At 47.0% G+C, this 23,830-nt stretch carries 26 protein-coding genes and 1 other RNA gene; 9 read left to right on the top strand and 18 right to left on the bottom strand.

All coding sequences use genetic code 11. From position 1 onward, the window contains the following. Positions 1–12: 12 nt before the first annotated feature. From argF to A1s21148_RS01255, 4 genes are read left to right on the top strand one after another with little or no spacing between them, the layout of a single operon-like run. On the top strand, positions 13–951 hold the full coding sequence (gene argF, locus A1s21148_RS01270) for an ornithine carbamoyltransferase (RefSeq protein WP_095670691.1): 939 nt from the start codon (positions 13–15) through the stop codon (positions 949–951). A gap of 21 nt (positions 952–972) precedes the next feature. Continuing rightward, entirely contained in the window at positions 973–2,109 is a 1,137-nt protein-coding gene (locus A1s21148_RS01265) for a Re/Si-specific NAD(P)(+) transhydrogenase subunit alpha (RefSeq protein ID WP_095670690.1), read from the top strand. Continuing rightward, complete coding sequence (locus tag A1s21148_RS01260) at positions 2,109–2,402, top strand: NAD(P) transhydrogenase subunit alpha part 2 (RefSeq protein ID WP_095670689.1); 294 nt, start codon at positions 2,109–2,111, stop codon at positions 2,400–2,402. The genes A1s21148_RS01265 and A1s21148_RS01260 overlap by 1 nt, the downstream gene beginning before the upstream one ends. After that, the gene (locus A1s21148_RS01255) at positions 2,399–3,775 is read left to right on the top strand and encodes an NAD(P)(+) transhydrogenase (Re/Si-specific) subunit beta (protein WP_095670688.1); all 1,377 of its coding nucleotides are present in this window, start codon (positions 2,399–2,401) and stop codon (positions 3,773–3,775) included. Before A1s21148_RS01260 ends, A1s21148_RS01255 begins: the two co-directional genes overlap by 4 nt. Before the next feature lie 23 nt (positions 3,776–3,798). Here the strand turns inward: A1s21148_RS01255 and trhO are convergent, their stop codons facing one another. Both trhO and A1s21148_RS01245 read right to left on the bottom strand, forming a co-directional pair. Beyond that, positions 3,799–4,707 carry an oxygen-dependent tRNA uridine(34) hydroxylase TrhO gene (gene trhO / locus A1s21148_RS01250; protein WP_095670687.1) on the bottom strand — a complete coding sequence of 303 codons (909 nt, stop codon included), beginning with the start codon at positions 4,705–4,707 and terminating at the stop codon, positions 3,799–3,801. 22 nt (positions 4,708–4,729) lie between these two features. After that, the gene (locus A1s21148_RS01245) at positions 4,730–5,773 is read right to left on the bottom strand and encodes a pirin family protein (protein ID WP_095670686.1); all 1,044 of its coding nucleotides are present in this window, start codon (positions 5,771–5,773) and stop codon (positions 4,730–4,732) included. Positions 5,774–5,906: 133 nt separating this feature from the next. On the opposite strand from A1s21148_RS01245, the gene A1s21148_RS01240 reads away from it, so the two are divergent. From A1s21148_RS01240 to A1s21148_RS01230, 3 genes are read left to right on the top strand one after another with little or no spacing between them, the layout of a single operon-like run. Then, positions 5,907–7,304 (top strand): HNH endonuclease signature motif containing protein, encoded by a 1,398-nt coding sequence (locus tag A1s21148_RS01240; protein WP_095670685.1) that lies wholly within the window; start codon positions 5,907–5,909, stop codon positions 7,302–7,304. A 14-nt stretch (positions 7,305–7,318) separates the two neighbouring features. Continuing rightward, the gene (locus tag A1s21148_RS01235; protein ID WP_095670684.1) at positions 7,319–7,891 is read left to right on the top strand and encodes a GNAT family N-acetyltransferase; all 573 of its coding nucleotides are present in this window, start codon (positions 7,319–7,321) and stop codon (positions 7,889–7,891) included. Positions 7,892–7,893: 2 nt separating this feature from the next. Further along, the gene (locus tag A1s21148_RS01230; RefSeq protein WP_095670683.1) at positions 7,894–8,238 is read left to right on the top strand and encodes a hypothetical protein; all 345 of its coding nucleotides are present in this window, start codon (positions 7,894–7,896) and stop codon (positions 8,236–8,238) included. Between the two features lie 8 nt (positions 8,239–8,246). Here A1s21148_RS01230 and ssrA read toward each other — a convergent pair. From ssrA to A1s21148_RS01160, 14 genes are all read right to left on the bottom strand, one after another. Continuing rightward, positions 8,247–8,618: a transfer-messenger RNA gene (gene ssrA, locus A1s21148_RS01225) on the bottom strand. A gap of 117 nt (positions 8,619–8,735) precedes the next feature. After that, positions 8,736–9,260 (bottom strand): GNAT family N-acetyltransferase, encoded by a 525-nt coding sequence (locus A1s21148_RS01220; RefSeq protein WP_223299446.1) that lies wholly within the window; start codon positions 9,258–9,260, stop codon positions 8,736–8,738. 30 nt (positions 9,261–9,290) lie between these two features. Then, positions 9,291–9,770 (bottom strand): SsrA-binding protein SmpB, encoded by a 480-nt coding sequence (gene smpB, locus A1s21148_RS01215; protein ID WP_095670681.1) that lies wholly within the window; start codon positions 9,768–9,770, stop codon positions 9,291–9,293. Between the two features lie 27 nt (positions 9,771–9,797). Continuing rightward, positions 9,798–10,700, bottom strand: a complete 903-nt coding sequence (gene ftsX, locus A1s21148_RS01210; protein ID WP_095670680.1) for a permease-like cell division protein FtsX — start codon at positions 10,698–10,700, stop codon at positions 9,798–9,800. A gap of 26 nt (positions 10,701–10,726) precedes the next feature. Beyond that, complete coding sequence (ftsE, locus tag A1s21148_RS01205) at positions 10,727–11,416, bottom strand: cell division ATP-binding protein FtsE (protein WP_095671784.1); 690 nt, start codon at positions 11,414–11,416, stop codon at positions 10,727–10,729. Between the two features lie 150 nt (positions 11,417–11,566). Further along, entirely contained in the window at positions 11,567–12,673 is a 1,107-nt protein-coding gene (prfB, locus tag A1s21148_RS01200) for a peptide chain release factor 2 (RefSeq protein WP_095670679.1), read from the bottom strand. Positions 12,674–12,692: 19 nt separating this feature from the next. Continuing rightward, complete coding sequence (locus tag A1s21148_RS01195; RefSeq protein ID WP_095670678.1) at positions 12,693–13,181, bottom strand: hypothetical protein; 489 nt, start codon at positions 13,179–13,181, stop codon at positions 12,693–12,695. Between the two features lie 56 nt (positions 13,182–13,237). After that, positions 13,238–13,642, bottom strand: a complete 405-nt coding sequence (locus tag A1s21148_RS01190) for a TadE family protein (protein WP_095670677.1) — start codon at positions 13,640–13,642, stop codon at positions 13,238–13,240. Further along, positions 13,639–13,944 (bottom strand): hypothetical protein, encoded by a 306-nt coding sequence (locus A1s21148_RS01185; RefSeq protein WP_125932377.1) that lies wholly within the window; start codon positions 13,942–13,944, stop codon positions 13,639–13,641. The genes A1s21148_RS01190 and A1s21148_RS01185 overlap by 4 nt, the downstream gene beginning before the upstream one ends. Positions 13,945–13,997: 53 nt before the next feature. Then, positions 13,998–14,282, bottom strand: a complete 285-nt coding sequence (locus A1s21148_RS07535; RefSeq protein WP_223299404.1) for a hypothetical protein — start codon at positions 14,280–14,282, stop codon at positions 13,998–14,000. Positions 14,283–14,369: 87 nt separating this feature from the next. Continuing rightward, entirely contained in the window at positions 14,370–15,167 is a 798-nt protein-coding gene (locus tag A1s21148_RS01175) for a type II secretion system F family protein (RefSeq protein WP_095670675.1), read from the bottom strand. Further along, positions 15,164–15,910 carry a type II secretion system F family protein gene (locus A1s21148_RS01170; protein ID WP_125932376.1) on the bottom strand — a complete coding sequence of 249 codons (747 nt, stop codon included), beginning with the start codon at positions 15,908–15,910 and terminating at the stop codon, positions 15,164–15,166. The genes A1s21148_RS01175 and A1s21148_RS01170 overlap by 4 nt, the downstream gene beginning before the upstream one ends. A 7-nt stretch (positions 15,911–15,917) precedes the next feature. Continuing rightward, complete coding sequence (locus tag A1s21148_RS01165; protein WP_095670673.1) at positions 15,918–16,958, bottom strand: TadA family conjugal transfer-associated ATPase; 1,041 nt, start codon at positions 16,956–16,958, stop codon at positions 15,918–15,920. A 60-nt stretch (positions 16,959–17,018) separates the two neighbouring features. After that, positions 17,019–17,453: a GGDEF domain-containing protein gene (locus A1s21148_RS01160; protein ID WP_095670672.1), complete on the bottom strand. Its 435-nt coding sequence runs from the start codon at positions 17,451–17,453 to the stop codon at positions 17,019–17,021. Between the two features lie 18 nt (positions 17,454–17,471). On the opposite strand from A1s21148_RS01160, the gene A1s21148_RS01155 reads away from it, so the two are divergent. Next, positions 17,472–17,858 carry a hypothetical protein gene (locus A1s21148_RS01155; protein ID WP_095670671.1) on the top strand — a complete coding sequence of 129 codons (387 nt, stop codon included), beginning with the start codon at positions 17,472–17,474 and terminating at the stop codon, positions 17,856–17,858. A 15-nt stretch (positions 17,859–17,873) separates the two neighbouring features. On the opposite strand, the gene A1s21148_RS01150 is transcribed toward A1s21148_RS01155, so the two are convergent. After that, a complete protein-coding gene (locus A1s21148_RS01150; protein ID WP_095670670.1) occupies positions 17,874–18,635 on the bottom strand; it encodes an SDR family NAD(P)-dependent oxidoreductase in 762 nt (253 codons plus the stop codon). 188 nt (positions 18,636–18,823) lie between these two features. On the opposite strand from A1s21148_RS01150, the gene A1s21148_RS01145 reads away from it, so the two are divergent. Further along, positions 18,824–22,540, top strand: a complete 3,717-nt coding sequence (locus tag A1s21148_RS01145) for a multifunctional oxoglutarate decarboxylase/oxoglutarate dehydrogenase thiamine pyrophosphate-binding subunit/dihydrolipoyllysine-residue succinyltransferase subunit (protein WP_095670669.1) — start codon at positions 18,824–18,826, stop codon at positions 22,538–22,540. Positions 22,541–22,547: 7 nt separating this feature from the next. Here A1s21148_RS01145 and A1s21148_RS01140 read toward each other — a convergent pair whose 3' ends face one another. Then, positions 22,548–23,804: a hypothetical protein gene (locus tag A1s21148_RS01140; protein ID WP_095670668.1), complete on the bottom strand. Its 1,257-nt coding sequence runs from the start codon at positions 23,802–23,804 to the stop codon at positions 22,548–22,550. Between the last annotated feature and the right edge of the window lie 26 nt (positions 23,805–23,830).

Raw genomic sequence — 23,830 nt, 5'->3', positions numbered from 1 at the left:
TAGAATTTGAAGATGAAGGACTTGCTGCGCACGGCTGATTTATCGCGAGCCGATGTTGATTTGCTGCTAAACACTGCAGCCGAATTCGCCAAGAACCCACTTCGTTCTCAGGATTGTCTAAAGAACAAATCCGTTGCGATTTATATGACAAAGCCTTCAACTCGCACTCGCCTCTCATCTGAAACAGCAGTTGCCCACCTTGGCGGTACTCCAATATTTATTCGCGGAGATGAGCTGCAATTAGGACGCGGTGAAACTATTGCGGATACCGCAAAGATAATTAGCGGATATTGCGATGCTTTGATTATCAGAACTTTTGCGCAATCTGATGTCGATGAACTTGGAGCCAACGCTTCAATTCCTGTAATCAATGCGCTAACTGATGACGATCATCCAACTCAGTTGCTTGCTGACTGGTTAACGATCCGCGAAACATTTGGAAGCGATATCAAAGATCGAAAATTTGTTTACCTCGGCGATGGAAACAATATGTCTCATGCCTGGTTAACGATGGGTGCGATTATGGGCGCACATGTAGTTGCTGCAACTCCCGATGGAAAATGGGCGCCAAGTGCTGATGTTGTTGCACAAGCGAAAAAGATCGCCGAAAAAACTGGCGCAACGATTGAAGTAACCAACGATCCAGAATCAGCTGCAAAAGGTGCAAGCGTTTTATATACCGATGTTTGGATGTCTATGGGAGATCCCGAGGCAGAGCGCGCAGAGAAGATTAAGGTGCTGGCACCATTTGCAGTTACAGATAATTTGATGGCGTTGACTGAAAAAGATTCCATCTTTATGCACTGCTTGCCAGCGCACCGCGGTGAAGAAGTAGCAGCTTCCGTGATCGATGGCCCGAAGTCGGTCATTTGGCGCGAGGCCTATCACCGCCGCACAACTATCCAAGCCCTGCTCTATCACCTCACCCGTGGAGAACTCGCAGGTAATTAGATCAGCAAGTATGGTTTGTCCATGCGTGTAGCCGTCCCATTAGAAGTTAAAGCTGGAGAAAAGCGCGTAGCGCTAGTTCCTGACATCATCAATAAGTTAACTCGCCTTGGATATGAAGTAGTTATCCAATCTGGCGCAGGAGATAACTCGCAGGGAACCGATGCTGCATATGCCGCAGCAGGTGCATCTGTAGTTAAAGGCGATGTCCTTGCCGGAGCAGATGTAGTTCTCTCTGTTCAGCCGCTAACACCAGCGCAGATGGCAACGCTAAAGAGTGGTGCAATCACAATTTCATTCCTATCTACTGTCACCGCTGTAGATTCAATTGACGCTGCAATCAAAGCCGGCGTCACCGCATTTTCTCTCGAATTAGTTCCACGTATCTCACGTGCCCAGTCAATGGATGCGCTTACTTCACAAGCTTTGTGCGCTGGATATCGCGCAGTTCTTGTTGGCGCAGAGATGTCACCACGATTCTTCCCACTCTTGATGACTGCAGCCGGAACCGTTACACCAGCACAGGTCTTAGTACTTGGTGCTGGCGTTGCTGGTCTGCAAGCGATTGCCACTGCTCGTCGTTTAGGCGCAGTTGTTTCTGCATACGATGTTCGACCATCTTCAGCAGATGAAGTTAAATCAATGGGCGCAACATTTATCCAACTCGAACTTGAATCACTCGAAGGCGCCGGCGGTTATGCGCGCGAGATGACTGAAGAACGCGCTGCAAAGCAACGTGAGCTTCTAACTCCTTACATCGCAAAGTCACATGTTGTTATTACAACTGCTGCAGTTCCTGGACGTACTGCGCCTCGTTTGATGACGCAAGCGATGATCGATGCCATGGAACCTGGCACAGTGATTGTTGATTTAGCTGCCGAGACTGGTGGAAACGTTGAAGGTTCAAAGCCTGGCGAAGTAGTTGTTACTAGCGGCGGCGTTCGTATCTGGGGCGGTAAAGATGTACCGAGCCAACTGCCATTCCACGCATCAAGTTTGTACTCACGAAATGTCGTTAACTTGTTAACTTTGATGACGACTGGAACAAAAGATGGCGCACCAGTTGCGTTAAATCTTGATTTTGCAGACGAAATCATCAATGCATCGGCGGTTACTCATGGTGGCCAGCGACGCGACCCAAGTGCCGGAGGAGCCAAGTAATGGATGCAATGGCGATCGTCTCAATCTTCGTACTCGCAGTATTTGTGGGATTTGAAGTTGTTTCAAAGGTTTCCTCAACACTTCACACACCTCTTATGTCAGGTGCCAACGCGATTCACGGCGTTATCTTGGTCGGTGCGATCATCGTCGCCGATCACAGCAAAACAACGCTCGAACTATCTCTTTCTGTAGTCGCAATAATCCTTGCAACCATCAACATGATCGGCGGCTTTGTCGTTACCGATCGCATGCTCGAAATGTTTAAGGGAAATAAGAAGGGAGCAGATAAATGAACCGCACTATGTATGACTTAATCGGTCTCGCAGCCGGTGTCTGCTTCATCCTTGCTCTCAAAGGTTTATCTCACCCAAAGACCGCCCGTCGCGGAAATCTAATTGGTGCACTCGGCGCAACGATTTCAACCTTGGTTGTCTTTGCCTATAACGCACCACTTAATAACCTTGGTTGGATCATCGGTGCAATCGCAGTCGGTTCGCTAATTGGTGTGCCGGCAGCGCGCAAGGTTCAGATGACTCAAATGCCACAACTGGTTGCGTTATTTAATGGTGTTGGCGGCGGTGCCGCAGCGCTCGTTGCAATTGTTGAATATCTCGCCCTTGGCGCTGACGCTTCAACAGCAGTCGTTATCTTTACCGTCTTCACCGTAGTAGTTGGTTGCGTCTCTTTCAGCGGTTCGATAATCACCTTCTTAAAGCTACAAGAGTTGATGACAACTCGACCAGTTGTTTTCCCTGGTGGAAGATTTGTTATTGCCGCAACGCTGGCCGCAGTATTCGGGGTTTCAGGTTGGGTTGTAGTTGAACTCGGCACTACCCCGCTCTTGGTTTTGGCTGCACTTTCACTGCTATTCGGTGTTCTCTTCGTGCTTCCAGTTGGTGGCGCAGATGTGCCGATCGTTATCTCGCTACTTAACGCCTTTACTGGTCTAACAGTTGCGGCCAGCGGATATGTTCTTGATTCAACACTTCTGATTATTGCTGGAACGCTCGTTGGTGCATCCGGAACAATCTTGACGCGCTTGATGGCAGATGCGATGGGTCGTTCGCTCTTTGGAACTCTCTTCGGTGCTTTTACCGCCAAGCCACAAGATGTCTCTGCTGCAGGCGAAGAACGTCCAGTGCGTTCTGGTTCACCGGATGACGTAGCTATTCTTCTTAACTACGCACGTCGCGTGGTTATCGTTCCTGGTTTCGGTTTAGCTGTTGCACAAGCACAGCACACTGTGCGCGAACTCGCTGATTTGATGATCTCTAAGGGCATCGATGTTGCCTACGGAATCCACCCAGTTGCAGGTCGTATGCCAGGACATATGAACGTACTTCTCGCTGAAGCAAATGTTCCTTACGATCAATTGGCTGAAATGGATGAAGTAAACCCAACCTTCGGTCAGACAGATGTTGCAATCGTTATCGGTGCAAATGACGTCGTAAACCCTGCAGCGCAAACAACACCTGGTTGCCCAATTTACGGAATGCCTATCTTGGAGGTTTCCAACGCTGCAAACGTAATTTTCTTGAAGCGTTCGATGCGTCCGGGCTTTGCGGGAATTGAAAATGAACTTCTCTATGATCCAAAGACAATGTTGCTCTTTGGTGATGCGAAGGCTTCACTAACTAAAGTTGTTAGCGCGCTCAAGGCGCTCTAAACAAAACTTTTTAGTTAAAAGAGTTAGCCAACCATCTCGGAGTCACGCACTTTAGATGGGTCGTGCGTGCACTTGCTGCTTGCTGGCAGGTCGTTGCAAGAATCGCAGAGCAGAATCAGTTCGTGACATGTCTTGGTGCGGCAGTTGCGGAAGATCTTGCTTGGCGCCTGGCAGATCTCGCATTCACCGATGACCTTGGTCTTGGTTGAGAAATCGATCGCCATACGTGAATCAAAGGTGTAGAGCGAGCCTTCCCAGAGGCCGTCGTCAGCAAACTTCTCACCATATTTAACTATGCCACCATCAATTTGGTAAACCTCTTTAAAGCCACGGTTTTTCATAACAACAGACAAGATTTCACAGCGGATTCCGCCGGTGCAGTAAGTAACGACTGGCTTTTCCTTCAAGTGGTCGTACTTTCCACTTTCAATCTCGCGCACGAAATCACGTGAGGTATCAACATCAGGAACAATTGCGTTTTTAAACTTGCCGATCTTGGCCTCAAATTGATTGCGACCATCAAAGAAGACAACATCATCACCGCGTTCTTTAACTAGCTCGTGAACTTGTTCTGGGCGAAGATGCTGACCGCCACCGACAACGCCCTTTTCATCAACTTTAATTTCATCAGGGTTATCGAAGGCGACGAGTTCTTTCTTCACTGCAACGTAGAGTTTTGGGAATTCATTGCCGGTGCCCTGCGACCACTTAAATCCGATCTTCTTAAAGCCCGGATACTTCTTGGTGTACTTCACATATTTGCGAAGATCATCAATGTCGCCACCAACTGTGCCGTTGATTCCAGTTGGAGAAATCAAAATGCGGCCCTTAAGGTTTAGCGCTTCGCAGAGATTTTTCTGCCAGAGTTGAATCGCGACAGGGTCAGCTATGGGTGTGAAGCCATAATAAAGAAGGACTTTCTGCGGATTCATAGCGTTATTCTAACGCGAAAAATTAGCTCTCTTGAAGGTCAGTTGGAGCGTTATGAACGTCCAGGACATCGCCGCTGAGTTTGTCGGTGCGGTTCACAGGGCGCTTGGCATCTTCCTTATAAATCGCAGGGATTGAGCCAAGTAAACCCTTCTGGAAATCTTCAAATGCTTGCAGAACTTCGCGCTTCGTATTCATTACAAATGGGCCCATCCAAGCAACAGGTTCCTTGATTGGTTGGCCACCGAGAATAAATAGTTCAAGGTTTGGTGAACGAGTTTCCTGGTTATTTGCAGCGCGCACAACGATTGAATCACCATCGCCGAAGACAGTTAGCTGACCCATCTGCACTGGACGGCTTTCATCGCCTACAAAACCATGTCCAGAGATTGTGTAAACAAGTGCGTTGTAATCCTTGCGCCATGGCAAGCGAAGTTCTGCACCCGGTGCAACCGTTGCGTGAATTAAAGTAATTGGTGTCTGCGTTGTTCCAGGACCAACATGTCCATCGAGTTCACCTGCGATAACGCGAATAAGTGATCCACCATCTGCGCTAGATAAAAGTGCAACATCATTTGCACGCACATCTTGATAGGCAGGCGGTAACCATTTCTTTTCTGCAGGAAGATTTACCCAGAGTTGGAAACCGTGGAATAAACCACCGCTCATTACTAAATGCTCTGGTGGAGTTTCAATGTGAAGAATTCCGCCGCCGGCAGTCATCCATTGTGTGTCACCGTTTGAAATTGTTCCGCCGCCGCCGTTGCTATCTTTATGATCAAAGATTCCATCAATAATGTATGTAACTGTTTCGAATCCGCGATGTGGGTGCCATGGAGTTCCCTTTGGTTCACCGGGTGCGTATTCAACTTCGCCCATTTGATCTAAGTGAATAAATGGATCGAGTTCTGCCAAGTCAACGCCGGCGAATGCGCGACGAACCGGAAAGCCTTCACCTTCGAAACCTTGTGGCGCGGTCGTGATGCTCTTTACGCGACGGGCGCGTGAATTTGGCGCATCGGTAACGCGAGGTAGGACGGTGATGTCACTTACGGTAACTGCTGGCATTTTTGCTCCTTATGTATGAGCCTGATTTTAGTTGAACTTTCAACTACCTGCAACTTAAAGTTATCTTCACAATTATGTGGATAAAGCGCTCAATGAGCCCAACTTTGTCAGCCCTGCGAACGATTATCTGGCCATGTCAACCGCCGCCGAGATCGCAACGTCTACTGGGCCGCTGGATGAAAAAACATTTGAGCAGGACTACCAATCTCAGGCTCTAGCTTCGAACCTAGATTTAACAAGCAAAGTTGCTGAACTTTTAAATTCCATGCCAGGGATTAAGACTCTCTCCGAATTAGTTGCCATCGATCCTGGCAAACTTTCTCCGAGTTCGCGTATCGATTATTTAACGGCGTTAGAACGCCAAACCGCTTGGCTTCAGGCTCTGATGCAACGGGCAATCATTGCTGTCGCTGGAAATGATCCAAGCGTTGCAAACGGTCAAGAACCATTCTTTGGCGTTGATGAAGCAGAACGTGAAGATGTTTCTACCGCGTTGCGCCTTTCCGCAGGAACTGCGCAATCTCGTATTGATGTTGCGCGAACTTTGGTAAATCACTTACCTAACACTTGCTCGGCTTTAGCAACCGGCGATATTTCCCTTGCCCATGCAAATGTAATTGCGAAAGAGACGGCAGCTGCGATCCGTGATGGACTAACTGAGTTTCAGATTTTTGAAGTAGAACAGCGCGCCATTGCCCATGCGGAATTCCATACTCCAGCCCAAGTTGCTAGCCAAGTGCGAACCTCATTGGCGCGGATTGCTCCAGAAACATTTGAAGATACAGTCGCTCGTGCCCGAGATACTCGTCGAGTTTCTTGCTACAACGATAGCGATGGAATGTCGACAGTCGTAGCAATCCTGCCTGCTGCAGATGCGCAAGTTGTAATGAACGCGATCGAGAGCTTCATCCGTTTAGCCAGCGCAGATATTGAAAATAGAGATGGAACTATTAGCGCTAAAGATGCAAGAAGCACGGATATGAAGCGCGCAGATGCACTCACAGCAATCGCTGCAGCCTCACTTTCTGCTTCTCCTGTTACACCTCATCGCCGTCCGATATCAATCAACGTCACAATCGATCTTCCAACGCTGCTCGGTCTTGCTGAAAACCCTGGACAGTTGAATGGTTACGGGGCTATTCCAGCGTCGATTGCTCGCGAATTAGCTTCCGATGGAAAATGGATTCGATTTATAACCGATCCACAAACGGGAAATCTCTTGGATTACGGTCGGGAAAGTTATGAACCACCGCAAGCGCTGAAAGATTTCTTAATTGCTCGAGATCGCACTTGCCGATTCCCAGGATGTCGAAGATCGGCAGCGCTCTCAGATTTAGATCATGCGCAAAGTTGGGAAGAAGGTGGTTCTACTTCGGCAGAAAATTTAGGTGCGCTATGTAGACGCCACCATAGATTGAAGACTCACGACGGCTGGAGCGTGACTAGCAACCCTGACGGATCTTGTACATGGTTATCCCCGCTGGGCAAGAAGTTCTTCACCCCGGCGCGCTCAATTCATGACGCCGTTTAAGAGATACTTAGGCCATGATTTGGTGGCCAAGTGAGATTCCTACTCTCCAATATGGTCGCGTCACCCTGCGTCCGCCAGCAGAATCTGATGTTGAGCAAATATTTGAAGCCTGCCAAGATCCACTAATCCCCCGATTCACCACCGTCCCGGCCGAATACACCATGGCTCACGCCCTCGATTATGTTCAACGAGTGCCAGCTTCTCTTGAACTGCATCGTGAGTTCCCGTTCGTAATTGAATTTGGCGTCGGGGATGACAAGGAATTTGCAGGCGTTGTCTCGCTCCACACAATCAGCCTAGATAACCACCGTGCTGAAATTGGGTACTGGATGCACGCCCCAATGCGGGGAAAAGGGATTGGCACAATCGCTGCCAAGATGATTACCAACTATGGATTTCTAACGATGGGCTTTCGCCGCATTGAAGCAGCAGTTGATGTAGATAACTCTGCTTCGCAAAAGCTTTTAATGAGCGCTGGTTACACCAAAGAAGGAATTCTCCGCCAGCGCGTTACACGCTCTGACGGAAGACAGATAGATATGGTTGAACTCGCAGTCCTTGCTAGCGAATGGGAAGAGTTAAAGTAAAAATGGAATCGTTGGTACTTGTAGTCGCTGCTTTAGTTGCGTTGGTTCTCTTTACTGGCCCAATTGCGCTGCTACTTACGAGCAAACTCTTTTGGGAATTCACCAAGAGAAATAAGGCAATATGGTGGATTCGCAGATTAGCCGTTGCCGCAATTGCTTTAATTGGCATGCCGGTTCAGATGGTTTTTATCTTTAACCAAATTCCGTCAGGAGTTAAAGCTCTCTCCTTTATTGGGTTTGGACTAAACACAATTGCGTTAAAGCGCGAATTTGTAAGAAACATTCCTTGGCGTTCGCTCTTTAAGATGCAATCTGGCGATGCCAATGGTCCGGCAGGGCAGCGTTAAATAAAGATAAGTGGAGGTGCCGGGAATCGAACCCGGGTCCTTCGGAATTAAAACAGGGCTTCTACGGGCGTAGTGTGGCTATCGTTTTCTCAGTTCCGAATCTCTTGCACACAAGTATTCGACAAACTCATTTGCGAAACTGTTCTCCGGTCGCGTTCGCAACGCCACAACCGTGAAGAGCCCTCTATCGGCGCTAGATTCCAGATCGAAGGCGAGTCTGGGCTAACGGATCACAGAGCTTGCTTAGGCAGCAAGAGTGAGATCATCGGCAGTTGTACTGACGATTATTTTTTGCACAGGTTTTTGGTTAACGAGATCATCCTGGCTTCCTCGGCCCGCTTCCCCTGCCTCAACAACCAAAGTCGAGACCGTTCACCCCCATGGGTGTGGAAAGCTATTTCCACTATTTAGTTGTGTTCTTATTGTACGGAACGCCAACGACAAGTGAGAAATTCCCCTGTTAATCAATAGAAATCAAGCGTGGGAAGTGTTGAGAACTAAGCCTGATATTCTCTCTTTAAAATCGCATATAGCCACATATCGCACCATTCGCCTTTAAAGAACTCTCCATCTAAGTACGTTGCTTCGCGACGCATACCTAACTTTTCAGCAAGTGCTGCCGATTCGTGAACACGTGTATCTATATCAGCGATGATTCGGTGCACATCGGTATTGGTAAAGGCATAATCTAAAAGCGCTTTTGTTGCTTCAAAGGCATAACCCTGTCGTTGGAAATCTTGGTGAGTCACCCACCCAATATTTGCGCATTTATTCTCTTTTGAAACTAGCATCATATTTGATTGGCCAATTACTTTTCCAGAGCTCTTTAACTCCCAAACAAGAACTATGAAATCCTTATTTTCATTGAGTTGAAAAGTACAAGTTTTTATAACAGCTTCTGCCGCTTTTTTAACTTGTTCCATAGTTCTTTGTGGCCAAGGGATGTAGCGAACGATCTCGGGATTAGATTGATACTCCAGTAGATCATCAACATCTGTCAGAAGCATTGGCCGAAGGATCAACCGATCTGTTTCAATACGAAGAGACAATTACTACTGGTCTTTTCCAGAACGGCGACGAGAAATCTCGCGTTCAACTTCGCGGTTTGCTTGGCGCTCCATAAGTGAGTCACGCTTATCGTGCGCTTTCTTTCCGCGCGCAACAGCAATTTCGATCTTGGCTTTGCCATTATTGAAGTAAAGCTGTAACGGAATAAGGGTTACTCCACCCTCTTTAATTTTTATATGCAGTTTCTTGATCTCCTGCAAATGTACAAGCAGTTTTCGTTTGCGGCGCACATCGTGATTAGTCCAAGTTCCTTGGGTGTATTCCGGGATATGAACGCCGGCTAACCAAAGTTCTCCATTTTCAACGGTTGCATATCCATCGATAAGGGAAGCGCGCCCAGCGCGCAGTGATTTAACTTCAGTACCAGTTAGGACAATGCCGCATTCAAAGACATCTTCAATTGAATAGTCATGACGCGCTTTCTTGTTCTGCGCGATGAGTTTGCGGCCAACTTCTTTCACCACGGCAGGTACCGATTAGACATTTACCTTTTAGACCTTGAGGTAACGGCGGAGCGTGATCAGCGAGGCAATAGTAGAAACGGTGAATCCTGCTAGTAATAACCAAGCAGATGCGATCCAGACTTCATTCCAACCAAAGAAGTTGGTGAAGGTAAGAAGTGGAGCAACTTTGGAATCGACTACGGCTTTAAGCCCTGCCAATAGGCCAGTAGCAAATCCCCAACCGATTAACGCTGAGAAAATACCTTCAAGTAAGAATGGAAGTTGGATAGACCAAGAAGATGCACCAACGAGTTTCATAACACCAGTTTCGCGGCGGCGGTTAAATGCTGCAATACGCAAAGTATTTGAGATCAAAAGACCAGCAGTTAGTACTGAGAAGAGACCAACTAGAAGTGCGCCGTTACGCAATACATTTAGAAGTTTAAAGAACTTCTCCAAGATAGTGCGCTGATCCTGAACAACATCTACGCCAGGTCTCCCTGAGAATGCGCTAACAACAACTGCAAACTGAGTTGGGTCCTTTAACTTAACGCGGAATGACTCTGGCAATTGATCTGCAGTTACGTTCTGGGCAATCGCAGAATCCTTAAAGCGTTCTTGGAAACGTGTGTAAGCCTCAGATTGTGACTCGTAGAAAGTACTCTGGACAACAGGAAGTGCATCTAGATCTGATTTAATCGCAAGGCGTTGTTCTGGAGTAATTACTCCACCAGAGCAGCTTGGTGATTCAGATAAAGAACCACAGAGGTAAACAGAGACTTCGATCTTGTCATACCAATAATCTTTCATCGCATTAACTTGAGCGTTTGAAAGAAGACCAATACCAAGCAGGGAAAGTGAGATCGCAGTAGTAACAATGACCGCAAAGGTCATTGTTAAGTTACGGCGTAGCCCAATACGGACTTCGCTTAATAAGAATCCTGCGCGCATGTCTTTACCCTATCCCCTGATACTTCTTAGCCTGTGTAACCATAGACGCCGCGAACCTGGTCACGAATAACGTGGCCTGCATCTAATTCAATAACGCGCTTGCGCATCTGATCCACAATTCCCGCATCGTGGGTAGCCATCAAAACAGTGGTGCCTTCGCGGTTGATGCGGTCTAGCAATTTCATGATTCCCACAGATGTTGCTGGATCAAGGTTTCCGGTTGGCTCATCGGCGATGATGATCGCCGGGCGGCTTACATATGCGCGGGCAATTGCGACGCGCTGTTGTTCTCCACCTGAAATCTCAGTCGGCATGCGATCTGCCTTATCTTCCAAACCTACGAGTTCAAGAACTTCTGGAACTTCGCGGGCAATCTCTTTCTTGGAATATCCAAGTACGTGCAAAGTAAAGGCCACGTTCTCTGAAATAGTTTTATTCTGAAGCAAACGGAAATCTTGGAAGACAGTTCCAACTTGGCGACGTAGATCAGGAATCTTATGGTTTGGAAGTTGCCCTAAATCTTTTCCAGCAACGTGGATGACGCCCTGAGATGGGCGCTCTTCACGCAGGATCAAACGAAGGAAAGTTGATTTACCAGAACCTGAAAGACCAACAAGGAAGACGAATTCACCCTTAACAATTTCTAGGCTGACTGTCTCTAGCGCAGGTCGTTCTTGACCTGAGTAAAGCTTCGTCACATTCTCAAAACGAATCACACGAACTCCTTCGTTCTCATTGGGCGCCATGGATATGGGGGAAATTGGCTGCCGTACTGAGCCCTAGTTTAGGTATAGATCTGCAAAAAGCGCCTGATATCGGCGCAAATTGCGTGGATTCTCAGGCAAATTACACGCTTACTTGTGAATTTAATTACTGGAACTAGAACGGCGCCAGCGAATTCCCGCTTCAATGAAATCATCGATTTCACCATTTAATACTGCTGAAGTATTTCCAGTTTCGTGGTTATTACGAAGATCTTTAACCATTTGATACGGCGCTAATACATAAGAGCGCATCTGGTTACCCCAAGAGCCTGAATTATCGCCCTTCAAAGCATTGATCTTGGCTTGTTCTTCTTGGCGACGACGTTCCAATAATTTTGATTGCAAGACAGCCATTGCTGTTGCTTTGTTCTGAATCTGTGAGCGCTCGTTCTGACATGAAACAACAATTCCCGTTGGGATATGGGTTAAGCGAACAGCAGAGTCTGTTGTATTTACGCCTTGTCCACCAGGGCCAGATGAACGATATACATCTACACGGATTTCTTTCTCATCAATTTCAATGTGATCGCTTTGTTCTACAACAGGCACAACTTCAACGCCAGCAAATGATGTGTGGCGGCGTGATTGGGAATCAAAAGGAGAAATACGTACTAAACGGTGAGTGCCTTGCTCTACAGACAATGTGCCGTAGGCATAAGGCGCACCAACGCGGAAGGTTGTTGATTTAATTCCCGCTTCTTCGGCGTAAGAAGTTTCAAGTACATCCACTTTGAATTCATGGCGTTCGCAGTAGCGCAGATACATACGCATCAACATTTCCGCCCAATCGGCGGCTTCAACACCACCGGCTTCTGAACGAATAGTTATCAAAGCATCGCGGTCGTCGTATTCACCATTGAGAAGAGTCGTAACTTCTAACTCGCTAATCGCCTTGACTGCAGAATCTAATTCGAGTTCCGCATCTGCTAATCCAGAACCATCTGGTTCAGAGCCTGCGAGTTCAAACAAGATCGGCAAATCTTCAACTCTGCGACGAAGTGTTTTTAATCGTGCAATAGTGCTCTGAACTCGAGATAACTTACTTGTTACCTTCTGCGCCGCTTCTGGGTCATCCCAAAGATTTGGAACACCGGCAGCCGCTTCAAGTTCCACAGCTTCGGCCTCTAACTTAGGAAGATCCAAGACCTTTTCGATAGAGAGAAGCGTTGCACCAATTGCTGCAATCTCTAGATCGTATTCGCGGGCCATGGGTTAAGGATAGCGAGTGTTAGAAAATCCTTATACCGAAGGGCGAAAAGCCTTTCGCTCTTGTGTTAGTGGCCGAGACATTTGATGATATTTCAACAGAGTCAAGATTGAAAAATGGAAGTACTAAAGGAAGTTGTGCGATTGCTTGGGTAACAAGTTGAATTCCAAAACCGTCACACTCAATTCGACTTATCTTTAAATTAGTAATCTCAACTCTTCGCAAGCTATTTGGACCACTACTCCAATCGGCCAGTGCGCCTTCCGCATCCCCTAAAGCTTTAGAGCAATCAATCGGAACACCTGGATCCGATGGTCCAACCCCAAATAGATTTTGAGCTTGTGTAGTCAGATCAAATTCACCACGGTAGTAAGAGGTTTTATCAAGATTACGAACTCCACGTTGTGCTGCTGCTTCACTTGCTTGGGTTAAGGAGCGCTTTGCAATTGCGACAGCTGCAACATCCGTTACTACTAAGATCGATGAAAGTGAAACTATAAATAGAGCCATCACCACCAGTGAGATGGATCCCGATTCACTGCGAAGAAGTTTTATGGGGCTGCGCCTTAACTCCATGGCGAGATGTATTCCTGTGCTGAAGCGGTGACCGCGCGGGATTCTTTGGACGCACCAAAGTGAACAGTGACAACAATTTTTCCATTTGGCGAATAACAAGGCGAACTGCTGCATTCGAGATTTATCGCCATTAGTTCAAATTCATCTTCCTTTAAGCCAAGTTCTCGTCCAGCTCTAAAAATTACTGCGTTCATAGCCGCAGCCGCACTTGATTGATTGGAACTAGTTACAAAGGCCCGTGCACCTTCACGCGCTAATGTCCGCGCAATTTCTTCTTGGCCACTTACTGACGCGAATTGATGCAGAAAGAAGATAATCGGCACAAATAGCGGAAGGGCAAGCGCAACAAATTCGACTGTAGCGCTACCTCTTTCGCATCTGATAACACTTTTCATGGGACAACCTCCATGACAGAGATACCTGTGACCTCACTTTTTAGTGAACCGCCTAAGAAACTGGCCAAGCCTGGAACCATAATTGGAAGATCTCTTTGCTTTCTAACAACTAGTAGACGCAATTTTTGAAAGCGGTCAGGCGTATCTATTTCAATTACTGAGTCACTGCTCTGCAACTCATTAGATATCGACCTTGTTGATGCCTCACTCTGTACCTTCGCAAATTCAAAATTTCTAATGAAGACCGTTGAAGTTAACTGCGCACCGCAGAGAAAGAGAAAGAGCAGGGGAATCAAGACCATTGCGCTCTCCGCGCTTCCCCTTTCGGATGCGGTGAATCGCCTCAGTGAATACATCAACGGATACCGTTCATCGCATCTAATGAATTCTTAAGGATGCTAGTCAAGCGAGGTGCGGCAATTGTCCATATCGCTGTGACTAAACCGGTAGTCATTAGAACTACAAGCACCCAACCAGGAACATCACCTCTCTCGGATGCAAGCGCCGATTTGTATCGGCTTTGAATCTGTTGCAGAGATAGGTACCTATCAATTATCACTTTATTTAATCCACCAGTATTTGCTTGAACTAACTCTGCAGATTCTGCTGGCTCTAGGGCCTTAGATTTAACTTTTACCATCTCTTTTTCCGTTCTCTCTTACCCATCCATACGGTATGAATCGGGTTGGTCTTAATTGTTTTCAATATTTCTAAAGTTTTATCTTTTCTAGGCACTGCTGAAGAGATTTAAGTTGGCTAGCGAAGGCCAAAGCGCAAAAAGGATAGAGATTGGAAGAATGAGAAAGACCACCGGAACCATCATCGATATCTCAGCCTTAGCGGCTGCTCCCAAAACTCGGTTCCTTTGGAGTTCGCGAGCCTCTTGCGCATGGCGTTGAAGCACATCGATTAGTGGTGCACCACGTAGGGTTGCGATAATTAGTGAGTCAACAAAACGCCTGATTGCAATGGAATCTAAATCTCTTCCCATCGCATCTAGAGCAACATGGAATGGTTTTCCAGATTTAACGAGTGCTACTACCTTGTTGAATTCAATGGCCATTGAACCAGTGGCCGTTTTTCCTATCCGCTCCATCGCTGCCAAAGGCGTTTCGCCTGCTGACATCGCTAACGAATACATTTCAATGACCGCGGGAAATTCTGACTCAACCCGTAACTTATGATAATTAACTTGTCTGCTCAAACTACGGTCCACATAGATATATGTGGATATCGCTGCAAGAGAACCGAGGAGGAATATAGAAAAAGGTGACTTCCCTACAAAGATCAAAATCAAGGTTATAGCTGCACCAACAAGAGATGAGTTTGCAAGTTGCTTACTTCTAAATTCAAAGAAACTTTCTGGAGAGTCTTTTCCTATTTCACGGAGGCGATTTTGAATCGACCCTCGGTCCTTGGAATTTGCTATGTGGCTATTTAACGCACTTCTAGGACTCGAACTTAAGATCAGGGTTAGCGAACCCAAGGCGGCAAAGAGAACTGGAATTCCAACGGAATACTTCATGCGCTACCAAAAACACGCGGTATCTCGGGAAGGCGACCCAAACGGTTCATCCATACATATGCGATCGCTGTCATGGACAAACCGATTAGAAGAATTAGCACGCCTGTAGGTGTAGAGAACGCGCGAGATGTTGCTGGCTGTGTCGATAGTAAGAGCAGAAGAAGCCAAGGAGCGGCGGCAGAAAGATGAGCGGAGTTCTTAATCCAGCCGTGTTTAACTTCAATCTCACGACGTAGCGCTAAATCTTGACGCAGGAAGGTTCCCACGGTGCGCAAAATGTTAAGCAGTTCGGATCCGCCTAAGGTTTTGGAAATTGCAATTGCTTCAAAGATTTGATCGCTGCTGTGTTGGGCACATCGCTGCTTCAACTCCGAAATCGCTAGATTGAAATCACCGTGCGTGCGCATCTTGATCTCAAATTCTGCAAAGTATGGCCGGAGAATTAACGGACCTCTCGTCGTTAAACCAATTAGAGATTCAGTTATCGAAAGACCTGACTGGATTCCGCTTACCAGGTGATCAATCACTTCCGGCCATGCAGCACTTATAGCGGCGGCATCTTTATCAGATTTCTTCTTTGAAATTAACAAGGTAATTATGGAGAGTAAAAAGCCGAAGATTAGAGCGATAACAATGGATGCAGAGAGTAGATAGACCATAAAGAATGAAGCTACGAAAGAACTTGCTACTTTCAGGTATTGATTTTTGCGAACATTTAGCGAGAGGTTTCTTGGCGGACTCATCTGTTTTCTACTCATCTTTGCTCCACCAATCGGCAAGTGGAATTCCAGCAGCCGAGAATTTCTCTTCACTACCGATAGAGCCAACGCCGCGGATGTATTGACTGCCATCCCATTTCCAGAGGGTTTCGATTTCAGCGCGATCATTTTCAAAGCGACCTGTGACTGCGGCGATCTCTTGAATTCTTCGCGTACCGTCGCTGGCAAGTCCAACTTGTACAACTAGATCAATAGCCGATGCCACTGTCGGCGCAATAAATTTGTGTGAGATGTTTTCGCCGGCTAATAACGGCAGGGTTTGTAATTTGATAATCGCATCTCTAGCGGAATTTGCATGCAAGGTTCCCATTCCGGCGAGCCCGGAGTTAAGGGCAATTAATAGATCTAACGCTTCGGCCTCGCGAACTTCTCCAATAACTATGCGCGAAGGTCGCATTCGTAGCGCTTCCTTAATTAGTTTTCTAAGTGGAATAGCTCCTTCTCCTTGGAGATTTTCACTGCGAGTCTGCATCGCAACCAAGTCAGGTAATACCGGCTTTAGTTCGAAGACTTCCTCAATCGTGATAACTCGCTGTCCCAAAGGAGTTGCCGATACAAGTGCATTGAGCATTGTTGTTTTTCCAGATTGGGTTCCGCCACTTACTAAAATGTTCAACCCAGCGCGGACGGAATTGGTTAACGCCACCGCCATAGAAGCGGTTAAGGCGCCGTGTTGAGCTAAATCTTGTAACGACAAATGGCGCATTAGATGTTTTCTGATGTTAACCGTCCAGTGTTCAGCGGTGATTTCAGGAATCACCACGTGGAGGCGACTTCCATCTGGAAGTCGTGCATCAACGAATGGGTGTGAAAGATCAAGACGTCTACCGCTCCAGATAAGTAGGCGATCTACTAGTTGAGAGACTTCTTCAGGTGAGAGAATTAAATTTGTTAACTCGCTCTTTCCTGCTCGGGCGATGAATATTCTTTGTGGTGAATTTATCCAGATTTCTTCAATGGTTTTATCAGAAATGAACTCTGCAATAGGCCCAAAGGCGACATCCATTTCCATGGCGCGAAGATAGAACTATCCAAATTACTAAATAAGAGCCGGCAGAAGCCTGTGGATGAATTAGAAAGATGTGGTTTTCAACTCTTGCCCATCAAGGCGATTTAAGAAATCTAGGGCGCTCTCGCCTACTTCATGAGAAATCCATGCGTAATGTAGGCAGATCCCAGGAACTCCTTCCAAGGTCCACTGTGAAGAAATTCGAGCGCAGATTTGTTCGGCTACATCGTTATCCCCAGTAATTAAAATGACAAAATTGTTTATGCCCATACGCGCTATGTGATCTTCTAAGCGGAGCGCTCTCCCAGCAATTTCGGAGAAGGCAACTAGCGGATAGTCATAAATCGGTTGCTCTGAAATCAATCTGAACGTAACCGCAGTAATTGTGCTTTCACTCCGCTCGGAAAGCGAGATCTCTCTTTTTAAACTCTCATAGAAGAAAGGTGGCGCAGCTACGCGCGTTAATGAGTCACGTAAACCGTCGTGCGAAAAAACCATGCGCTACCCTTCCTGTCTATGAGCGCCGATCCTGCCAAGCAAGCGCGTAAGCGCTCCATCGCGTCAGCCCTTCTCTATATAGAAGGTGCAGTCGTGTTATCCCTAGGCATCTGGGTCGGCGTAATGGGAATAACCCATGAAGATAGGGAGATCCCGCCATTGGCTGGAGTGCTGCTCTTCTCATTGTTAGGTGGCCTCGGTCTCTTGGCGTGTGGTCGCGCTTATGCGCAAAAGAAGAATTGGGGCCGCGGGCCAGCGGTGTTGGCAAACTTAATTGTGTTGGGCGTTGTTAAATATCAATTCGAAGGTGGTTTCTTAATCGGCGCAATTCCATTGTTGTTGCTTGCAATCCCAGTGCTCTATTTTGCGGTAACGATAATTCCCGAAGAGCGAAAGAAACCCTAATCAAAAAATAGTCGGTTAAAAAGGTACGATCTTTCTATCTTCCCAAAGTAGACCAGTTACTTGATCGGTTCCACGTTCTGAAATATCTGCAGTTGCAAGCCAGATAGCGGTCTCGGCACCTTCTTCGGCGCTACGTGGTGCATCGGGGCCGCCCATATCTGTGCGCGAATGATTAGGGCAGATTGCATCAACATAGAATCCGCGAGCGCCTAACCCTGTTTCATGTGCCAAGTTTCTAACGAGTGCGTTAACTCCAGCTTTGCTAATTCGATACGGTGCAAGTCCCCCGGCATTTCCTGGTCCGGACATTCTTCCTAAACATGCTGAGTAAACAACTAATCGTCCATTGCGTGCATCGGCCATGGCAGGTGCAATCACATTTACTAAAGTGAAAACTGAATCCAAGTTAATCGCCATTACGCGATTCCATTCGGCATCAGTTGTGCGCAGAGTCTTTGACATCTTCTCGCTCATCACGCCATGTGCCAGAACCAGTACTTGTGGAGTTGGAAGTGACGCGGTGATCTCTTCAGCGGCTTTGCGAGTAGCTTCTTGGTTCTCTAAATCTGCCGCATGCGTTGTAATGCTTAAACCAGATTGGGTTGGCGAATACTCAGCGATCAGTTCTTCTCTCGCTGAATTCAAACGTGCTGGATCTTTGGCGATCATCGCTAAGTCATAGCCACGCGCTGCCAACCCCCGCGCAGTTTCAAAGCCCAGCCCACGGCTTCCACCGCTGACAATGGCCAGTGGTCGCATCGGAGCTCCTGAGTTCATGCGCCAACTCTGCCAATCCTCTGGCCCCTTGTCGCGCTGAGTTTCGGGGCGCGATTGTGGTCAATATCGCGCTTGGGGTCGGCGCTACGGGATTTATTCAGGCTCGGCTCAGCCGATAGTCTTAGCCACGTATTAAGCGTTAATTACCACTGTAATGCTCAAGGTTAATCGCGAAGAAGGAGTTGCCAGTGTCGGCAGATTTCGGAGCCAATGATTGGCTCGTCGAAGAGATGTACGAGCGTTACCAAGCCGATCCAACTTCCGTCGAACCTTCATGGATTGAATTCTTTAAGACTTATAACCCAGGTGCAGCTGCAACAACAAGCGCGCCAAAAGTTGGAACTCCACCAGTTCCACCAATTCCAAAAGCGACACAACAAGTTTTAACACCTGCACCATCAACCTTGGCAGCACCTGTTACATCTACTCCGGTTTCTGCGCCAGCACCTGTTGCTGCCGCCCCTGTCGTTTCAACACCGGCACCTGTTGCTGCCGCCCCTGTCGTTTCAACACCAGCTCCAGCACAGGCACCTGTAAAGCCAGTACCAGTTTTGATTACACCGAGTGCGGCAACTATGGAACCACTTCGCGGAGTTGCCGGTCGCGTTGTTGCATCGATGGAAGCATCGCTAACAGTTCCGACTGCAACAAGTGTGCGCGCAATTCCTGCCAAGTTGATGATTGATAACCGCACCGTTATTACAAATCATTTAAAGCGCACACGTGGTGGAAAAGTTTCATTCACTCACATCATCGCTTATGCCATGATCAAGGCGCTTCGTGCGATGCCAGAGATGAACGCTTTCTATGGCGAGGTAGATGGCAAGCCTGCACTTGGAAAGCCAGAACATATCAACCTTGGTATTGCGATCGACTTGGCAAAGCCCGATGGAACCCGGCAACTACTTGTTCCATCAATTAAGGGTTGCGAAGAGTTAGATTTCGGTCAGTTCTGGGTTGCATACGAAGAGATCGTTAAGAAGGCCCGCGCTGGGGCACTTACCGTTGAAGATTACGCAGGAACAACTGTCTCGCTAACAAACCCAGGCACAATCGGCACAGTTCACTCTGTGCCACGTTTGGTGCAAGGACAAGGCCTAATCGTTGGCGTTGGCGCGATGGATTATCCAGCCGAATTCCAAGGTGCAAGTGAAGAGACCTTGGCCCGGATGGCGATAAGCAAGGTAATAACTCTTACAAGTACTTACGATCACCGCGTTATTCAAGGCGCGCAATCTGGTGATTTCCTTCGCCGCATTCATGAAATCTTGCTCGGTGCCGAAAACTTCTACGATGAAATCTTTGCAGCACTTCGTATTCCATACGAGCCAATTCGTTGGGCATCTGACTTTGAATTCTCTAAAGATGAAGAGATCAACAAAACTGCGCGCGTTCAGCAGTTAATTCAGGCTTACCGCACCTACGGCCACTTGATGGCAGATACCGATCCGCTCAAATATGTACAGCGCTCACACCCAGATCTTGATGTCGTAACTCACGGACTTACTTTGTGGGATCTCGATCGCGAATTTGCAACTGGTGGCTTTGGTGGCGAGAAGTTTATGAAGCTACGCAAGATCCTCGGAATTCTGCGCGATTCATATTGCCGCTCTGTTGCAGTTGAATACATGTATATTTCAAATCCAGAAGAGCGTAAGTGGATTCAGCAACACGTTGAAATCGGCTTTACCAAGCCAGATCGCGAAGAACAGATCCGCATCTTGCGCAAACTAAATAGCGCAGAAGCATTTGAAACTTTCTTGCAGACTAAGTTCGTTGGACAGAAGCGCTTCTCACTCGAAGGCGGCGAATCTGTAATTCCAATTCTTGATGCAGTTATCTCATCTGCTGCCGAAAAGAATTTAGATGAAGTCTGTATCGGTATGCCACACCGCGGTCGCCTAAATGTTCTGGCAAATATCGCTGGCAAGTCATACGGACAAATTTTCCAAGAGTTCCAAGGACATTACAAAGAGAATGAAGTACACGGTTCGGGCGATGTTAAGTACCACTTAGGTACTGAAGGAGTCTTCACCGCAGAATCTGGTGCGCAGACCAAGATTTATCTCGCTGCCAACCCTTCACACCTTGAAGCGGTAAACCCAGTACTAGAAGGCATTGTTCGCGCTAAGCAAGATAAGTTAAATGTTAAGGATCTGTACTCAGTTCTGCCTATCTTGCTCCATGGAGATGCTTCATTTGCGGGACAAGGTATTAACTTTGAAACTCTGCAGTTATCTCAACTAAAGGGCTACCGCACCGGTGGAACTATCCATATCGTTGTAAATAACCAAGTTGGCTTCACAACTTCACCTCATGCATCACGTACATCTCGTTACTCAACAGATGTTGCCAAAGCTATCGAGGCGCCGGTCTTCCATGTAAATGGCGATGACCCAGAAGCATGTGTTCGCGTAGCTCGCTTAGCCTTCGAATACCGCCAAAAATTTAATAAAGATGTTGTCATTGACATGGTTTGCTACCGTCGTCGTGGCCACAATGAAGGCGATGAGCCAAGCTTCACACAACCAATGATGTACAAATTAATTGATGCCAAGCGCTCAACTCGTACCTTGTATACCGAATCACTTATCGGTCGCGGAGATATCACTCCGGAAGAAGCCGAGCAGTTAGCGCGCGACTACCAGACACAACTTGAAGAAGTTTATGCATCCGTTGCTAATTATGAAGAAGAGCACGATCCAAACTTCCAGCCTCCAATTGTTCCAAATGCTGAAGATGTCCCAACATTTATCTCAGAACAATTGGTTCGCGAAATTGCAGCGACACAACTTGCGATCCCAGAAGGTTTCCACATCCATCCTAAGATGCTTCCACAGCTGCAAAAGCGTGCGGAATCAATCAACGATGGCACCATCGACTGGTCAACTGGTGAAATGCTCGCCTTCGGTTCACTTCTCAAAGAAGGTCGCCCAGTTCGTTTAGCGGGACAAGATTCACGTCGCGGAACATTTAGCAATCGCCATGCAGTTGTTGTCGATAAAGAGAATGGTTCTGACTGGTTCCCGCTTCGTTCGCTAATTGCCGATGAAAGTCAGTTCTTTGTAGTCGATTCGCTCTTATCTGAATATGCTGCGATGGGCTTTGAATATGGCTATTCGGTAGCTCGCCCAGAAGCGCTTGTGCTTTGGGAAGGTCAGTTCGGTGACTTCGCCAACGGTGCGCAAACAGTTATCGACGAATTCATCTCATCAGCACTTCAAAAGTGGGGCGAGCGTTCATCTGTTGTCTTACTTCTTCCTCATGGCTATGAAGGACAAGGCCCAGATCACTCATCTGCGCGCATTGAACGCTTCTTATCACTTGCTGCAGAAAAGAATATGACGATCGCACAGCCATCAACTCCGGCTTCTTACTTCCACTTGTTGCGCTTCCACGCTGCAAATCCAAAGCGCCGCCCGATGGTTGTCTTCACACCGAAGTCGATGCTCCGTCTGCGTGCAGCTGCTTCATCAATTAGTGATTTCACATCCGGAACATTCTTGCCAGTAATTGGTGATGTCACAGTTAACAACGCATCACGTTTGATCTACTGTTCAGGAAAGATTTATCACGACCTGGTTGCAGAGCGAACTAAGTTAAATGACAGTAGCACTGCAATTGTTCGCGTTGAGCGTTTATATCCACTTCCTGTTGCACAGATGGAAGTTGAAGCGAAGAAGCATCCAAATGCCAACTTGCTCTGGGTACAAGATGAACCCGCTAACCAAGGTCCATGGCCACACGTTGCGCTAAGTACTACCGAAGCTATCGGTGGTACAGCCGTCGATGGTCGCGTACTTCGCAGAATTTCACGTCGCGCATCAGCATCTCCTGCAACTGGTAACCACCATTTGCATGAGGAAGAGGCTAAAGCGTTGATGTATGAAGCATTTACGCGTTAGGACTTCTCTACTTCTTTACCCAACCTTCGGGACAAGTTTTAACCTTAGGGAAGTACTTAAAGGTTCCTGACTTGCCACACAGAATTGATCCCGAAGTTGTTGATTTCAAACTATTTGAAGTGGATTTCGCTGTAACTGTGATTTCTCCAATGTCCTCACGAGTTTCATTCTTTTCGTTATTCGCGTAACCAACGACGGCAACATGCAGTATGTAAGTCCCAATTGGTAGCTTTGAAGGGATCGCTATCGAACATTTCCAAGCGCCAGACATGTAGGTGCCACTGGTTCGTACCGAATCCCTCCAATCAGTAGCATCTTTCAACATACATTCAGGGCTACGAACTGTTGGGTCATTGGTATCAAGATTGAAAGTTCCAGTTGCGGTTCCACCTTGAGAAGCACGTGCTGAGGTAATTTTCATATCAGTGATTTCGTAATAAAGATCATCTAGAAAGGCCTCAAGTGGCTTTACCGGCGCTGGCGAGCCATCAACTTCAATACGTAAGAATTTTAAGGATTCACCACGAATCTTTACAAAGCCAAAATATACTTTATACGATCCTCCATAAAAGCTTTTTGAGAGCGAAAAGGTTGCCCTCCAAGATCCGTCTTGAATGTTTCCCTTTAATAAAACTGGTTTAACCGATATAGAACAGTAATTTTCGCAATCATCGCTTTCGTTTTCATTCGTTATTTGGGCTATTGGAATTGAGCCCGCTGGGAGATCCTGAGTCTTTATTTGAAAATCAAGTATGACTTTTTCTCCAGAAACGAAAGTTTCTTTATTCAGCATAAAAGAAGTTATGTTTGCTGTTGGAATCAACGGGCGCGGAATTGGTGGTCCCGAAATTGTAATTGGAGTGACGCTCAAAGATCCATTACTTAACTTTATATACCCAACAAAGAGATTGTAATTTCCACCATAAAAATTCTTTGGAATGGTTAACTCGGCTTGCCAGAAGCCTGATGCAATATTTCCTGATACTAGTTTGGGTTTTGTTGCTAGAGAGCAGCGCCCTTCACAGTCATCCGGTTCGCTCTCCTCCACAATACTTACCTGATTCACATGAGATGAATTCAAGTCAGTTGAGGTAACGGAGTAACTAAGGACTATTTTCTCTCCCGGAGCGAAGGATTTCTTGTTCAAAGTAACTTCAGAAATCTTCGCAGATGGGACAGCAGTGGCAGCGTATGGACTTAATGCGCCAATCAGCAGACTAGTTACGGCTAAAGCTAATAACTTCGAACTGGTTGATATTTTCATTTTTCCTCCACTGCCCTAACCGAGAT

The sequence above is a fragment of the Candidatus Planktophila lacus genome (genome assembly GCF_002287925.1).
Classification (GTDB): domain Bacteria; phylum Actinomycetota; class Actinomycetes; order Nanopelagicales; family Nanopelagicaceae; genus Planktophila; species Planktophila lacus.
This window is presented reverse-complemented; position numbering and strand designations above follow the sequence as displayed.

Coding starts and splice junctions, on each gene's coding strand:
- argF (WP_095670691.1), top strand. CDS start 13: ATGAAGGACTTGCTGCGCACGGCTGATTTATCGCGAGCCGATGTTGAT.
- A1s21148_RS01265 (WP_095670690.1), top strand. CDS start 973: ATGCGTGTAGCCGTCCCATTAGAAGTTAAAGCTGGAGAAAAGCGCGTA.
- A1s21148_RS01260 (WP_095670689.1), top strand. CDS start 2,109: ATGGATGCAATGGCGATCGTCTCAATCTTCGTACTCGCAGTATTTGTG.
- A1s21148_RS01255 (WP_095670688.1), top strand. CDS start 2,399: ATGAACCGCACTATGTATGACTTAATCGGTCTCGCAGCCGGTGTCTGC.
- trhO (WP_095670687.1), bottom strand. CDS start 4,707: ATGAATCCGCAGAAAGTCCTTCTTTATTATGGCTTCACACCCATAGCT.
- A1s21148_RS01245 (WP_095670686.1), bottom strand. CDS start 5,773: ATGCCAGCAGTTACCGTAAGTGACATCACCGTCCTACCTCGCGTTACC.
- A1s21148_RS01240 (WP_095670685.1), top strand. CDS start 5,907: ATGTCAACCGCCGCCGAGATCGCAACGTCTACTGGGCCGCTGGATGAA.
- A1s21148_RS01235 (WP_095670684.1), top strand. CDS start 7,319: ATGATTTGGTGGCCAAGTGAGATTCCTACTCTCCAATATGGTCGCGTC.
- A1s21148_RS01230 (WP_095670683.1), top strand. CDS start 7,894: ATGGAATCGTTGGTACTTGTAGTCGCTGCTTTAGTTGCGTTGGTTCTC.
- ftsX (WP_095670680.1), bottom strand. CDS start 10,700: ATGCGCGCAGGATTCTTATTAAGCGAAGTCCGTATTGGGCTACGCCGT.
- prfB (WP_095670679.1), bottom strand. CDS start 12,673: ATGGCCCGCGAATACGATCTAGAGATTGCAGCAATTGGTGCAACGCTT.
- A1s21148_RS01195 (WP_095670678.1), bottom strand. CDS start 13,181: ATGGCTCTATTTATAGTTTCACTTTCATCGATCTTAGTAGTAACGGAT.
- A1s21148_RS01190 (WP_095670677.1), bottom strand. CDS start 13,642: ATGAAAAGTGTTATCAGATGCGAAAGAGGTAGCGCTACAGTCGAATTT.
- A1s21148_RS01185 (WP_125932377.1), bottom strand. CDS start 13,944: ATGGTCTTGATTCCCCTGCTCTTTCTCTTTCTCTGCGGTGCGCAGTTA.
- A1s21148_RS07535 (WP_223299404.1), bottom strand. CDS start 14,282: ATGGTAAAAGTTAAATCTAAGGCCCTAGAGCCAGCAGAATCTGCAGAG.
- A1s21148_RS01175 (WP_095670675.1), bottom strand. CDS start 15,167: ATGAAGTATTCCGTTGGAATTCCAGTTCTCTTTGCCGCCTTGGGTTCG.
- A1s21148_RS01170 (WP_125932376.1), bottom strand. CDS start 15,910: ATGAGTCCGCCAAGAAACCTCTCGCTAAATGTTCGCAAAAATCAATAC.
- A1s21148_RS01165 (WP_095670673.1), bottom strand. CDS start 16,958: ATGGAAATGGATGTCGCCTTTGGGCCTATTGCAGAGTTCATTTCTGAT.
- A1s21148_RS01160 (WP_095670672.1), bottom strand. CDS start 17,453: ATGGTTTTTTCGCACGACGGTTTACGTGACTCATTAACGCGCGTAGCT.
- A1s21148_RS01155 (WP_095670671.1), top strand. CDS start 17,472: ATGAGCGCCGATCCTGCCAAGCAAGCGCGTAAGCGCTCCATCGCGTCA.
- A1s21148_RS01150 (WP_095670670.1), bottom strand. CDS start 18,635: ATGAACTCAGGAGCTCCGATGCGACCACTGGCCATTGTCAGCGGTGGA.
- A1s21148_RS01140 (WP_095670668.1), bottom strand. CDS start 23,804: ATGAAAATATCAACCAGTTCGAAGTTATTAGCTTTAGCCGTAACTAGT.